The 13,737-nt window shown below is 67.8% G+C and carries 11 protein-coding genes; 9 read left to right on the plus strand and 2 right to left on the minus strand.

Annotated features, from left to right (window positions below; all coding sequences use genetic code 11):
* The first annotated feature begins 191 nt into the window (after window positions 1-191).
* The 9 genes from ACK5NO_RS09030 (at window position 192) to ACK5NO_RS09070 (ending at window position 11,569) form a co-directional block, all read left to right on the plus strand.
* Complete coding sequence (locus ACK5NO_RS09030) at window positions 192-2,165, plus strand: glycosyl hydrolase family 18 protein (RefSeq protein WP_416812341.1); 1,974 nt, start codon at window positions 192-194, stop codon at window positions 2,163-2,165.
* Window positions 2,159-2,731 carry a hypothetical protein gene (locus ACK5NO_RS09035; RefSeq protein ID WP_416812342.1) on the plus strand — a complete coding sequence of 191 codons (573 nt, stop codon included), beginning with the start codon at window positions 2,159-2,161 and terminating at the stop codon, window positions 2,729-2,731. Before ACK5NO_RS09030 ends, ACK5NO_RS09035 begins: the two co-directional genes overlap by 7 nt.
* An 85-nt stretch (window positions 2,732-2,816) precedes the next feature.
* Entirely contained in the window at window positions 2,817-3,500 is a 684-nt protein-coding gene (locus ACK5NO_RS09040; RefSeq protein ID WP_416812343.1) for a GNAT family N-acetyltransferase, read from the plus strand.
* A gap of 368 nt (window positions 3,501-3,868) precedes the next feature.
* Entirely contained in the window at window positions 3,869-5,770 is a 1,902-nt protein-coding gene (typA, locus tag ACK5NO_RS09045; protein ID WP_416812344.1) for a translational GTPase TypA, read from the plus strand.
* Window positions 5,771-5,886: 116 nt separating this feature from the next.
* A complete protein-coding gene (locus ACK5NO_RS09050) occupies window positions 5,887-6,237 on the plus strand; it encodes a hypothetical protein (protein ID WP_416812345.1) in 351 nt (116 codons plus the stop codon).
* A complete protein-coding gene (locus ACK5NO_RS09055; RefSeq protein WP_416812346.1) occupies window positions 6,224-8,674 on the plus strand; it encodes a VanW family protein in 2,451 nt (816 codons plus the stop codon). The genes ACK5NO_RS09050 and ACK5NO_RS09055 overlap by 14 nt, the downstream gene beginning before the upstream one ends.
* Before the next feature lie 90 nt (window positions 8,675-8,764).
* Complete coding sequence (gene fdxA / locus ACK5NO_RS09060) at window positions 8,765-9,088, plus strand: ferredoxin (protein ID WP_416812347.1); 324 nt, start codon at window positions 8,765-8,767, stop codon at window positions 9,086-9,088.
* Window positions 9,089-9,097: 9 nt separating this feature from the next.
* Window positions 9,098-10,219, plus strand: a complete 1,122-nt coding sequence (gene dapC, locus ACK5NO_RS09065) for a succinyldiaminopimelate transaminase (RefSeq protein WP_416812348.1) — start codon at window positions 9,098-9,100, stop codon at window positions 10,217-10,219.
* 57 nt (window positions 10,220-10,276) lie between these two features.
* Window positions 10,277-11,569: a citrate synthase gene (locus ACK5NO_RS09070; RefSeq protein WP_416812349.1), complete on the plus strand. Its 1,293-nt coding sequence runs from the start codon at window positions 10,277-10,279 to the stop codon at window positions 11,567-11,569.
* 330 nt (window positions 11,570-11,899) lie between these two features.
* Here ACK5NO_RS09070 and ACK5NO_RS09075 read toward each other — a convergent pair whose 3' ends face one another.
* Window positions 11,900-12,769, minus strand: coding sequence for a hypothetical protein (locus ACK5NO_RS09075; RefSeq protein ID WP_416812350.1), 870 nt, complete (start codon window positions 12,767-12,769; stop codon window positions 11,900-11,902).
* Between the two features lies 1 nt (window position 12,770).
* Window positions 12,771-13,715, minus strand: coding sequence for a 2,3,4,5-tetrahydropyridine-2,6-dicarboxylate N-succinyltransferase (gene dapD, locus ACK5NO_RS09080; protein WP_416812351.1), 945 nt, complete (start codon window positions 13,713-13,715; stop codon window positions 12,771-12,773).
* Window positions 13,716-13,737: the final 22 nt, after the last annotated feature.

Consider the following 13,737-nt stretch of genomic DNA (forward strand, 5'->3'; position numbering starts at 1 on the left):
CTCACACCCGGGGGGGGGCCGCGTGCGGGCCCCGCCACCTCACCCCCCCCCGTCCGGCATCACCCAACTGCCGGTACCGCATCCCGCTGGACCCCCAGCTAGCGGAAGCGCGGCGGGCAAGGCGACGGGCGCATCGGCCCTCCGTCCGGCCCACCCCCTGAATACCCCCCCCAACACAGAGGAAAGACACCATGACCTCATCGACGAGTTCAACTCAGAAGGCCTCCTGGGGCCGTCTGGGTGCCATCGTCGCCTCGCTTGCCCTGGCGGGCACGGCAGTGTTTGCCGCGTCAGCCAGCGCCGCCACCGACGTGCAGACGGTCGCGCTGCCCACCAAGGCACAGGCAACCGCAGACGGCGACAGCAACATCAACGGCTTCCGCAGCGTGGGCTACTTTGCCCAGTGGGGAATCTACGGCCGTAACTACCGCTTCAGTGACGTGCAGAACTCCGGCGCTGCCGCGAACCTGACGCACATCAACTACGCGTTCGGCAACATCAACAACCAGAGCCTCACGTGCTTCATGGCGAACAAGGCCCAGGGCTCTGGCCCCAACGGGTCGGATGGCGCTGGCGACGCGTACGCCGACTACGGCAAGTCCTTCTCTGCGGCTGAGTCCGTCTCGGGCGCCGCCGACAAGTGGGACCAGCCCCTCGCCGGTAACTTCAACCAGATCCTCCAGCTCAAGGAAAAGAACCCTGACCTGAAGGTCATGATCTCCCTCGGTGGTTGGACCTGGTCCAAGAACTTCTCCAAGGCCGCGGCGACCGACGCCTCGCGCGAGAAGTTCGTGTCCTCGTGCATCGACCTCTACATCAAGGGCAACCTCCCTGTGATGGAGGGACGCGGTGGTCCCGGTTCCGCCGCTGGCGTCTTTGACGGCATCGACATCGACTGGGAGTGGCCCGGATCGCACGCTGGTCTCGAGGGCAACTACGTCGACGAGGCTAACGACGCGAAGAACTTCCGCCTTCTGCTCGCGGAGTTCCGTGAGCAGCTCGATGCCTACGGCAAGCAGACCGGCGAGGACTACCTGCTGTCCGCCTTCCTCCCCGCGAGCCCCGCGGTGATCGAAGCCGGTGGCTGGAACGACCCGGCGATCTTCGAGTCGCTCGACTATGGCAACATCCAGGGCTACGACCTTCACGGTGCGTGGGACCCTAGCCTCACGGGTCACCAGGCCAACCTGTACGACGACCCCAACGACACGCGTCCTGCAGGCCAGCAGTTCTCGATCGACAAGGCCGTTAAGGCGTACCTGAACGCAGGCATTCCCGCCGAGCAGCTCGGCATGGGCCTCGCCCAGTACGGCCGCGGCTGGACTGGCGTCAGCTCCGCCGACGCATGGGGCAAGGCCTCGCAGGGTGCCACCGGCACCTGGGAGCGCGGCATTGAGGACTACACCAAGCTCAAGAACGTCGGAACGTCGTACTTCGACGCCGACATCGTCGCCTCGTGGCGTTACGACGGCAACAACTGGTGGTCGCTCGACGACGCGAAGTCGGTCTCCGCGAAGGCTGACTACATTCGCGCCAAGGGCCTCGGTGGAGGCATGTTCTGGGAGCTCGACGGCGACAAGGCCGGCGAACTGCCCGCAACGCTGATCTCGAAGCTCGGCACCGGTGCACGTGGCCCCGTGGGTGACGGCACCGTCCCGACCCCGGACCCGACTCCGACCGAGACGACCGAGCCCACGCCGGACCCGACTCCGACCGAGACGACCGAGCCGACCCCGGACCCGACTCCGACCGAGACGACCGAGCCCACGCCGGACCCGACTCCGACCGAAACCACGGACCCCGAGCCCGGCACCTGCACTGGCCAGGCCTGGACCGCTGCCCAGCACTACCCGGGTGGATCCGTGGTGACCTACGAGGGTCAGACCTGGAAGGCCAAGTGGTACGCGAACCCCGGTGACGCACCTGGTGCCACCGCCTGGGGTGCGTGGGAGCTCGTGGGTGACTGCTCGGGCGAGCCCGAGCCGGAGCCCGAGCCCACTGTCGAGCCCGGTCAGTGCTCCGCCGCGTGGAGCGCCACGACCGTGTACTGGGGCGGCGAGACCGTCTCGTACAACGGACACGCCTGGCTGTCCAAGTGGTACACCCAGGGTGTGAAGCCCGGCACGTCCTCTTGGGACGGCTGGGAGGACCTGGGCGCGTGCTAAGTCGCGCACTTGCGCGGACGCTCCCCGTTGCCCTCGCCACGAGCTTGCTCGTGGCGGGGTGCACGGGGAGCTTCCCCGCTCCCCAGAACCCCACCAACTCGGCCGAGCCCACGGTCGCACCCATGGCAGTGGGGCCGCTCGACGTTGTCCCCGAGACGTATTGGGCAGCTCCCACCAGTGACGGCGACATCACGACTGTCGCGGTGGGAGGATGCCCCGAAGGTCAGGCATGCCCTGGCTTCGTCGTTCTCAGCGGCGACGCGCTGCCTACGGACACTGGCGCTGCAGTGCTCGACGATGGCATCGCGTGCCCCGGTGGGGACGGGCTGACCCCTGCAGCAGCAACCCCCGTAGAAACGACCGATGCGACCATCGCCCGCGAACGCGCGAGCCTGACGATTTTCGAGGTGTCGTGCGTCGACGCCGAGGGAGCCGAGCAACTGGTCGTCGAACAACGTCAGTGGGTGAGCGACAGCGCCGAAGGAGCCGTAGTGGTCGTCGACCGCTGGGCACTTGACGGCCTCGACCGTGCCCTCGCAGAAGCGTCCTGGAACTCTCCGACGTAGTCCAGGCCCTTGTCGCCGCGCGAGGAACTTCCCCCGGTTTCTCGCGCGGCGGCCCTTGCGTTGGCGCCCCTCCTAGGCTTGGGGCATGCCTGCCACTCCTCGCGCTGTTTCCGACGCCGCCGAAGTGCGCGCCCTCCACGAGGCGCTGCTGGCCCCCCACTTTCCGCCGGCCGAACTCGTGACGCCCGATTCACTCGCCGCTGCCGTGACACACGGCCGCGCCCAAGTCCTCGTCATCGAGGAGGACGGCCCCGTTGCGATGGCCGTGGGGGAGTTCGCAGGCACCGTGGCGTTGCTGGCGTACCTTGTGGTCGATTCCCGGGCGCGTGCGGGCGGGTACGGTTCGCGCCTCCTGGACGCCGCGGTGCACCAGTGGCTGTCGCCTGAGGCGCAAGCGACGTGCCTGCTCGCTGAGATCGAGAGCCCGACCACGGCCGTGCACCATCCCGCCCATGGAGACCCGGCACGCCGCGCGGCTTTCTACGCCAAACAGGGCGCGCGCATGCTCGATGTTCCGTACTTCCAGCCCGCCCTCAACGGCGACGGTCAGCGGGTCAGCGACATGTTGTTGCTGCTGATCGCCTCACATGCGCCGGCTGGCGCCGACGACCGGCTGCATGCGGGCGGCGCGCTCGTCGCGTGGATGGAGGCCTACCTGCTGGGCACCGAAGGGGCCGTGAATGCCGACGATGCGCAAGCACAGGCGTTGCTCACGGCTCTCGCCGATCCCGACGGCATCCCCCTCCTCCCGGTGCCGATTGCGCAGTAGCCTCACGCGCATCGGCCGTATCCCATCGCCCCCCGCCCCTCGCCCCTCACCCCGGTTGATACCCGTCTCGACGTGTGTCGCGACCTCGGTGCGCGCTTGATACCCATGAGCGCGATGTTGCCTGACCGGCATCGCGGCGGGACTTCAGTGGTGATTGTCGGGTGCTCGCACGGCCGAGATGTCAAGACGGGTATCAGGCACGCAGCAACCTCGTAGATCCTGTCGAGATGGGTATCAACCGCGGGAGAGCGATCGCGGAGGGGAAGCGCGAGGAGGCCGTCGGGAGGTGAGCACTACCGTGCGACCGCTAGAATGTCCCGGCGGTGCGCATCGGCGCCGTGACCCCCTCACCGAAAAGAGTCCCTGACATGACTGTGCGCTCTGACCTGCGCAACGTCGCGATCGTCGCACACGTCGACCACGGCAAGACCACCCTCGTCGACGCAATGCTCGTGCAGGGCGGGGCGTACGGCGACCACGCCCACATCGAAGACCGTGCCATGGACTCCGGCGACCTCGAGCGCGAGAAGGGCATCACCATCCTCGCCAAGAACACCGCGATCCGTTACACGGGTGCCGCGGCGACCGAGGGCGGCGTCACGATCAACGTGATCGACACCCCCGGCCACGCTGACTTCGGTGGCGAGGTGGAGCGCGGGCTGTCGATGGTGGACGGCGTGGTGCTGCTCGTGGACGCGTCCGAGGGCCCGCTCCCGCAGACCCGCTTTGTGCTGCGTAAGGCGCTCGCTGCGAAGCTGCCCGTGATCATCGTGGTCAACAAGGTTGACCGTCCCGACGCTCGTATCGACGAGGTCGTCGAGGAGACCCACGACTTGCTGTTGGGCCTCGCGGCCGACCTGCACGACGAGGTCCCCGACCTCGACGTCGACGCGCTGCTCGAGGTGCCGGTGGTGTACGCGTCCGCGAAGGCGGGCCGCGCCTCGCTGAACCAGCCTGGCGACGGCGACCTACCCGACAGCGAGAACCTTGAGCCGCTGTTCCAGACCATCATGGAGCGCATTCCCGGCCCGAGCTACGACGAGGACGCCCCGCTGCAGGCGCACGTCACCAACCTCGACGCGAGCCCCTTCCTGGGCCGCCTGGCGCTGCTGCGCGTGTTCAACGGCACGCTGCGCAAGGGCCAGCAGGTCGCGTGGGCGCGCGCCGACGGCAGCATCCAGACCGTCAAGGTCACCGAGCTGTTGGAGACCAAGGGTCTTGAGCGCGTGCCGGCCGAGCAGGCCAACCCTGGCGACATCGTCGCGGTGGCTGGTATCGAAGACATCACCATCGGCGAGACCCTCACCGATCTCAATGACCCGCGTCCGTTGCCGCGCATCACGGTGGACGACCCCGCGATCTCGATGACCATCGGTATCAACACCTCGCCGCTGGCCGGCAGGGTGAAGGGTGCCAAGGTCACCGCGCGCCAGGTCAAGGACCGCCTTGAGCGGGAGCTCGTCGGTAACGTGTCGCTGCGCGTGCTGCCGACCGACCGCCCCGACGCGTGGGAGGTTCAGGGCCGTGGAGAGCTCGCGCTCGCGATCCTCGTCGAGCAGATGCGCCGCGAGGGCTACGAGCTCACTGTCGGCAAGCCCCAGGTCGTCACCCGCAAGGTCGACGGCAAGGTGCACGAGCCCATGGAGCACATGACGGTGGACGTTCCCGAGGAGCACCTGGGCGCCGTCACCCAGCTCATGGCCGCCCGCAAGGGCCGCATGGAGTCCATGTCGAACCACGGCACCGGATGGGTGCGCATGGAGTTCGTCGTGCCTGCTCGTGGCCTCATCGGCTTCCGTTCGACCTTCCTCACGGAGACCCGTGGCACCGGTATCGCCTCGTCGATCGCGCACGGTTACGCGCCGTGGGCTGGTCTCATCGAGTACCGCACCAATGGATCGCTGTGCGCGGACCGTGCCGGTGCTGTCACCTCGAACGCCCTGCTCACGCTGCAGGATCGCGGCACGTTCTTTGTCAAGCCCACGCAGGAGGTCTACGAGGGCATGGTCGTGGGCGAGAACGCCCGCGGCGAAGACATGGATGTCAACATCACCAAGGAGAAGAAGCTCAACAACATCCGGTCCTCGACCGGTGAGGAGCTTGAGCGTCTGACCCCTCCGCGCATCCTCACCCTGGAGGAGTCGCTCGAGTTCGCCCGCGAGGACGAGTGCGTGGAGGTCACCCCCAATGACATCCGCATTCGCAAGGTGATCCTGGACCAGACCGAGCGCGCCCGCGCCGTCTCGCGCGCCAAGAAGCTCGATTCCTGAGCCGACGCTGCTCGCCCCCGCCAGTCGAGGGGCGAGCAGCGTCCGCCCTGGTGCATGACCCGAGGCACGGCCCGGGTGTCTGACCCCCACCTGCACTAGCGCCTATTCTTGGACGCATGAAGGATGCTCTGGCCTACGCCGTACTCGCATGCGGCGGGGTCATCACCGCATCTGTGGGTGCCGTCGCGCACCGCGGATACCCGCCATTCGGGGTCCTCGCGTGCGTCGTGATGGTGGCGCTGGCAGCGGTATTTGCGCGTGCCTGGTTGGGCTACGGCGGACTCGGCGTCTTCGCAGGTACTTGGATGGTGGCCACGTTTGTGTGGTCCCTCGAGGGCCCTGGAGGCTCCGTGCTCATCGCGCAGGACGCACTCGGAGTGGCGTGGCTCGCGGGTGCGAGCATCGTGATCGTGGCGGCATCGGTGGTGCCGTCCAAGTGGCTGGTGGGGGAACATGGCACGGGGTAGGGACGCTGGACGACGCGCGGGCGACGAGGAACTGGCAAAGCGGCGCAATTCGCCTGCTCACCGCTCGCTTCGCAAGCGCGCACAACGAGCCGATGCGGCCCGCGCGGCTTCCGCACAGGGCAGCGCCGATGCGCTGGTTGAGCCCGACGAGGGTGCCTCGCCTGAGGTAGGCACCGGCTCAGCGCCCGATGTCGTCGAGGAGCGCGTACCGACCACGGAATTGCAAACGCCGATGTGGCTTTCCGAGCCTTCGGCCGATGCGCCGCTCGAGGACAGTGGCGACGATGCTGTCGCCGAACCCGACGACGACGGTCTGCCCGAATGGGCTCGCGACGGGGCGCCTGCGTATGTGCCGGTGTTCGACCCTGCCCCGCGCCCCTCAGAGGATGAGGACGACGTCAACGACGAGGACGAACACCTCGACCACGACGACGAGGGTGACCCGCGCGACGACAGTGGCGATCACACGGTCGCCCGTGCGAGCGTGCTCGGTGCGGCGGCGACCGGTACCGATGCTGTGGCGACGTGGGACCCGACTGATGGCACGGCCGATGCGGCCGATGGCGCTGGAGTCACCGCCGCTGGCGCGGCGGCCACGCCGGGCGAGGACGCGGCGACCGAGCCCGCACCCGCATCGGCCGCCGACCAGCCCACCGAAGTGATGCCCGCAGTCGTGGAACCGGTCGCGCCGGTCACGGTTACGCCAGCGTCGTCCGCTGCGGCGCCCACGAGCGAGGAGCAAGAAGTGCCCAAGCGTCGCGGCCGTACCTGGGCCGTTCTCACCCTCACGGTCGTCGCGGTCGGGGTGGCTTACGTCGGCGCGCAGGCGCTCTTGTCGGGTTCCGTTCCGCGTGAGACGGAGTCCTTGGGAGTGCAGGTCGGCGGCATGAGTGCTGCGGAGGCCGAAGGCGCCTTGAGCAGCCACGTCGACGACATCGCTGCGCAAGAGTTGACCCTGGAGGCAGGCGGGCAGTCGTATGTGACCACGGCGCAGGCCGCGGGCCTGGGGATTGATGTCGAAGGCACCGTCGCGCAGGTGACGGGCTTCACTCTCGAGCCGCAGCGGCTGTGGATGCACGTTGTCGGTGGCGGTGAGGTGGAGGCGCTGACCACTGTTGACCAGGCCGCGCTGGAGGCTGCACTGGCTGAGGCCAGCACCGCCATGGACGGCGACGCTGTCGATGCCACCGTTGCTCTCGATGAGGGCGCTATCGAGGTGGTACCCGGCCGGCCATCCGTGGAGATTGATCAGGAAGCCTCGGCCGATGTGGTCGCTCAGTCGTGGCCGGGGACCCTGACCGTGGCGCTCGTCGCCCAGGTCGAGGAGCCCTCCGTCACGGACGAGGACGCTCAGGTGTTCGCGGACGAGCTGGAGACACAGGTGCTCGCGGGACCGGTGACCCTCACTGGTGACGACGTCGAGACGCAGGTCGCGCCGGAGACGGTCGCCGCATACTCGTCGGTGATCTCGGGCCCCACCGGACTCGAGCTCGAGATCGACGGCGAGGGCCTCGCCGCGCAGCTCGTCACGGATGACCCGGCGCTCGCCACTGAAGGCGAAAACGCGTCGGTCACGTTCGACGACAACCACGAGATCGTGATCAACCGCGGACAGCCCGGCATCACCATCGACGGAGAGGTGCTCGCCGACGTCGTAGTGCAAGCGGCCTCGAGCCCGGACCGCACCGGTGAACTGCCCTATACGGCGGCCGACCCGGAGGTCAGCGCGGAGGACCTTGGACTCGACGACTTCAAGGAGATCGTCTCCGAGTTCGACACTCCGTTGACGGCTGAGCCCATCCGCACCCAGAACCTGCGGACGGCAGCGGCAGACGTGACCGGCACCATCATCCAACCCGGCGAGCAGTTCAACCTTCACGAGGTGCTGTCGCCCATCACGGCAGAGGAGGGGTACGGCGACGCTCACGTCATTGTCGACGGCGTGCTCACCAGCGGCCTGGGCGGGGGCCTGTCCCAGATGGCCACCACGACGTACAACGTCGGTTACTTTGCCGGCTACGAGCTGATTCAGCACCGCCCGCACTCCGTGTGGTTCACGCGTTACCCCGCTGGCCGGGAGTCGACGTTGTGGGGAACCACCATCAACGTCGTGTTCGAGAACAACACTCCGTATGCAGCGATCTTCAACAGCTACGTGTCGGGCGGGCGACTGCACGTCGAACTGTGGTCCACGCCGCACTTCACTGTCGAGACCAGCGCGAGCCCCAAGACGAACATCAAGGAGCCCGGCGTCAAGGAGGTCAGCGCGGCCAACTGCGAGGCGAAGAGTGCTGGCCAGAACGGCTTCACCATCACGAACACCCGCACCGTCTTCCTCGATGGCGAGCAGGTGGACAAGAACGTCGACACGTGGACCTACAAGGCCGATGACGCGATCAAGTGCGTCTCCGACGAGGACGACAGCGCGGACGAGTAGTCTTCACTTCCACGTCATCACGTGTGACGAGTGCCCGGAATGCGCCGCTATGATGGTGCGGTTCGCACGCCCTGAATCGGAGGAGATGAAGTGACGTACGTCATCGCCCTGCCTTGTGTCGATGTCAAGGACAAGGCCTGCGTCGACGAGTGTCCCGTCGACTGCATCTACGAGGGCGAGCGTTCGCTTTACATCCACCCCGACGAGTGTGTCGACTGTGGCGCGTGTGAGCCGGTGTGCCCGGTGGAGGCCATCTACTACGAGGACGACGTCCCCGACAAGTGGGCCGACTACTACAACGCGAACGTCGAGTTCTTCTCGGAGATCGGTTCGCCCGGTGGCGCCGCCAAGATGGGTCTGATCGAGCACGACCACGACCTCATCAAGTCGCTGCCGCCGAACCCCAACGGCTGATCCACGCGCATGGGACTGCACCCGCGCGCGCTACCTGACTTTCCCTGGGACTCGCTCGTGCCCTACCGCGAGCGCGCCGCCGCGCACCCCGGGGGAGTGGTCGACCTCTCCGTCGGTACGCCGGTGGATCCCACGCCCGCGCTCGTTCAGGACGCGCTGCGTTCGGCAGCCGATGCGCCCGGCTACCCCACGACGCATGGCACCCTCGCGCTGCGTGAGGCCGTGGTGGGGTGGTTCGAGCGCACTCGCTCCGTCACAGGGCTCAGCGCCGATGCGGTGCTCCCCACCGTAGGTTCCAAGGAGCTGGTGGCCTTCCTGCCCGCCCTGCTGGGGCTCGGAACCGGCGACGCCGTCGTGCACCCGGCCGCGGCGTACCCCACCTACGCGGTGGGCGCGACGCTGGCAGGCGCATCGGCCGTGGCAGCCGACGACGTGGCGGACTGGGAAGGGCGCGACGATGTGCGCCTGGTGTGGGTGAACTCGCCCTCGAACCCCACCGGCGCCGTCTTGAGCCGCGAACAGCTGCGCAGGGTCGTGGAGGCTGCCAGGCGCATCGGCGCTGTGGTGGCGTCAGACGAGTGCTACGCGGCGCTGCCGTGGAGCGAGCCGTTTGTCAGCGAGGGCGTGCCATCCATCCTTGACGCAGAGGTCTGCGGAGGGTCGCACGAGGGCCTGCTTGCGGTGTACTCGCTGTCCAAACAGAGTTCTCTTGCTGGCTACCGGGCGGCCTTCGTGGCTGGCGACAGCGCGCTGATCGCGCAGTTGCTCGAGGTGCGCAAGCACGCAGGGATGATCGTGCCTGCTCCGGTGCAGGCAGCCATGGCCGTCGCGCTTGGCGACGACGCGCACGTGGACGCTCAGCGGGAGCTCTATCGTGCGCGCCGGGAGGCGCTGCTGCCCGCGATCGAGGGCGCCGGATTCGTCGTTTCTGATTCGCAGGCCGGCCTGTACCTATGGGCCTCGCGTGACGAGGACTGCTGGGACACCCTAGAGTGGCTCGCGGACCGCGGCATCGTTGCCGCACCAGGATCGTTCTATGGCATCGCAGGGCAGCGCCATGTGCGGATCGCGCTCACGGCCACCGACGAGCGCATCCGTGAGGCGTGTCGAAGGATTTCCAACGACAGGTAAACTCGCTGCCAAGCGAACGCACAACGGCGCCGCGGCGCAGGGGAGAGGTTCCAAGGTATGACACGAGTGGTCGACGCCCGGCTCACGGTAGACGGCACCACGCGAGAGCTCCCGCTGGAACGGGCAACTGTCGGTAACGACGGAGTGTCAGTGTCGACGCTCCTGAGCGACACCGGACTCGTGACAGTGGACCCGGGCTTCATGAACACCGCATCGTGCGAGAGCGCGATCACCTACATCGACGGCGACGCGGGCATCCTGCGCTACCGCGGCTACCCCATCGAGCAGCTCGCGGAGAAGTCGACGTTCCTTGAGGTCGCTTACCTCCTCATCCACGGCGAACTGCCCACCGAGGACCTGCTGACCGCGCTGAACAACCGCGTCGCGCGCCACATGCACGTGCACAGCGGCATCAAGACCTTCCTCGAGGCGTTCCCGCGCGACGCGCACCCCATGGCGGTGCTGTCCGGCGCGACCAGCGCGCTGTCGACCTTCTACCCCGAGTCCGTGGGCCGCGGTGACTACGAGATCGAGCTGGCCACCGTGCAGTTGCTCGCGAAGACCGCGACAGTCATCGCCTACCTGCAGCGTCGCGTGACTGGCGGCGAGCTCATCGAGCCTCGCAAAGGCGGCTCGTACGTGGACGAGTTCATGCGTATCGGCTTCTCAGGCGCCGACGGTGAACTCGACATCGACCCGACCATTCGTCGCGCGCTCGACCTGCTGCTGATTCTGCACGCCGACCACGAGCAGAACTGCTCGACCTCGACCGTGCGGATCGTGGGCTCGTCGCAGGCCAACATCTACGCTTCGGTGGCTGCCGGAATCGGCGCGCTGTCCGGCCCGCTGCACGGCGGCGCCAACGAGGCCGCGCTGTCGATGTTCGACCAGATCAAGGAATCCGGCGACACCGTCGAGCAGTTCGTGGCCAAGGTGAAGGACCGCGCCGAGGGTGCTCGCCTGATGGGCTTCGGGCACCGCGTGTACAAGTCCTACGACCCGCGTGGAGCGGTGGTCAAGGACGTGGCCAACACGATTCTGTCCGAACTGGGTGGCAACGACGAGACCTTCCAGATGGCGCAGCGGCTCGAGGAGATCGCGCTGTCGGACGAGTACTTCATCGAGCGCAAGCTCTACCCCAACGTGGACTTCTACACGGGCCTGCTGTACTCGGCGATGGGCTTCCCGCGCCAGATGTTCACGCCGCTGTTCGCGCTGGGCCGCATGCCGGGCTGGATCGCGCACTACCGCGAGATGATGAACGACCCGCGCACCAAGATCGGGCGTCCTCGCCAGGTCTACACGGGCCAGGTCGAGCGCGAGTACCACCCGCTGGCCGAGCGCGAGTAGCAGGCTGGGGGCGGGACTGCCCGTTCCGCCCCACGCTCACCCCTCTCGGAGGCAACTCATGTCCACGGGTGTGGCTCCTTCGGCTCAACGAGGCAACTCATGTACACAGGAGTGGCTCCTTCGGCTCAACAAGGCAACTCATGCTCGTGGGTCCGCGGTGACCGCACGCGGGACTTCGCCGAGCCCTCGCAGCGGCGTGCCTCGCGGCGAGCGAGCATCACGTGCCTCGTTGGCGGTTCAGGCGCGCATTCGTAGACATCACTTGCCTCGATTGCGGTTTAGGCGCGCATTCGTAGACATCACTTGCCTCGTTGGAGGGGAGGGGCAGGACTAGTCCGCCGTGCGCAGGGTGATGAGCGTCGCGTCCGTCGGTCCAGCACTCGGCGATGGGACATCGCCCGTGCGCGCCCACTGCTCGTCGCCACGCGAGGCCACGACCACCCCCTCAGCTGCAGCAACGGCCACAGCCCACTCACGGATGGCAGCCTCACGGGTCGTGTCGCCTGCGGTGTGAGCCGCGAGCAAGGTCGTCGTGTCGGCGCCCACGTCGGCGACGGACAGAGCGAAGGCGCCCTCGCCGAAGTCGGCATCGACCCGCGCGATGAAGTCGCGGGCGTTGGCAAGTGAGGCGTCGGCGAGGTCGCAGGTCACCGTTCCGCCGTGACCGGTGAGGGCGGAGGCCCACAGCCGTCCCTCTTCCTCGTGATCGGCGTATGCCAGCGGAAAGCCCGAGCGCTGCACGGCCTGCGCTGCGTCGGTGACCTCCATGTCCTGCCAGCCGTCCACCTTCACCAGACCCTCGTAGAACTTGTCGGTCGAGTAGTAGGGGTCCATGATCTGCTCGAAGGTGCCCCACCCCTGCGAGGGGCGTTGCTGGAACAGGCCCACCGAGTCTCTGTCCCCGTAGTCGATGTTGCGCAGCGACGACTCCTGGATCGCCGTCGCGACCCCGATGGTTCCCGCGCGCGCAGGCAGGCCCCATCGCATGGACCCCGCGACGATCAGCGCGATGTTGCCTGCCTGTTCAGCAGTCTTCGTGTCGCTGCGGTCGCCGAGCGTGACGGTGCATTGTGAACTGGCGACGGGTGCGGGGGCGTAGCGCTCCCACAGACCCGGACCCCAGACGACGGCCGCGCCGCCCACGGCGACGATGATCGCAAGAGCCGCGATCCCGCCGGAGGGACGGCGACGCCGGGCCACGTCAGTTCGCGTGCAAGGCGGAGTTAAGCTCGACGCCCTTGCCCTGGCGGGCGACGGCCTCGATGGCGCCGGACACCGAGTTGCGGCGGAACAGGATGCCGTCGCGGCCCGCGAGTTCCTTGGCCTTGACCGTGACGGGCTTGCCTTCGTCGTCGCTCTGACCCACGAGCAGCACCTTGGAACCCGCGGTCACGTAGAGGCCCGCCTCGACGATGCAGTCGTCGCCCAGGGGGATGCCCAGGCCGGAGTTGGCGCCCAGCAGCGAGCGCTCACCGATCGAGATTACTTCCTTGCCGCCGCCCGACAGTGTGCCCATGATCGAGGCGCCACCGCCCACGTCGGAGCCGTCGCCCACGATCACGCCGGCAGAGATGCGGCCCTCCACCATCGAGTGGCCCAGGGTGCCGGCGTTGAAGTTCACGAAGCCCTCGTGCATGACTGTGGTGCCCTCGGCGAGGTGCGCTCCCAGGCGCACGCGGTCGGCGTCGGCGATGCGCACGCCGGAGGGGACCACGTAGTCCACCAGGCGCGGGAAGCGGTCGATCCCGTACACGGTGAGCTGCTGTCCCGCGGCCCGGAACCGCAGGCGCACGTCCTCGAATCCGTCGATCGCACAGGGGCCAGCGGAGGTCCATACGACGTTGGTGAGTGCCCCAAACACACCCTCGAGGTTGAGCCCGTGGGGGCGCACCAGACGGTGCGAGAGCAGGTGCAGGCGCAGGTACGCGTCCTCGACGGAGCCGGGCGCGGCGTCAAGGTCGATTTCGGTGAGCACCGCACGCACGGTGACCCCGCGCAGGTCGTCTTCGCGCTCGCCGTCACGCAGCGATGCAGGCACGTCGCCCTCAGGCGCCTCGCCCAGCGTGGGTGCCGGGTACCAGGTGTCGAGCACCGTCCCCGTGCGGTCGATGGTGGCAAGTCCGTATCCGTAGGCAGAGCGCGTCATGGCACCAGGGTAGTCGGGCCTT

It is taken from the genome of Demequina sp. (genome assembly GCF_047975725.1).
Lineage (GTDB): Bacteria > Actinomycetota > Actinomycetes > Actinomycetales > Demequinaceae > Demequina.

Coding starts and splice junctions, on each gene's coding strand:
- typA (WP_416812344.1), top strand. CDS start 3,869: ATGACTGTGCGCTCTGACCTGCGCAACGTCGCGATCGTCGCACACGTC.
- ACK5NO_RS09040 (WP_416812343.1), top strand. CDS start 2,817: ATGCCTGCCACTCCTCGCGCTGTTTCCGACGCCGCCGAAGTGCGCGCC.
- ACK5NO_RS09030 (WP_416812341.1), top strand. CDS start 192: ATGACCTCATCGACGAGTTCAACTCAGAAGGCCTCCTGGGGCCGTCTG.
- ACK5NO_RS09050 (WP_416812345.1), top strand. CDS start 5,887: ATGAAGGATGCTCTGGCCTACGCCGTACTCGCATGCGGCGGGGTCATC.
- ACK5NO_RS09055 (WP_416812346.1), top strand. CDS start 6,224: ATGGCACGGGGTAGGGACGCTGGACGACGCGCGGGCGACGAGGAACTG.
- dapD (WP_416812351.1), bottom strand. CDS start 13,715: ATGACGCGCTCTGCCTACGGATACGGACTTGCCACCATCGACCGCACG.
- ACK5NO_RS09070 (WP_416812349.1), top strand. CDS start 10,277: ATGACACGAGTGGTCGACGCCCGGCTCACGGTAGACGGCACCACGCGA.
- dapC (WP_416812348.1), top strand. CDS start 9,098: ATGGGACTGCACCCGCGCGCGCTACCTGACTTTCCCTGGGACTCGCTC.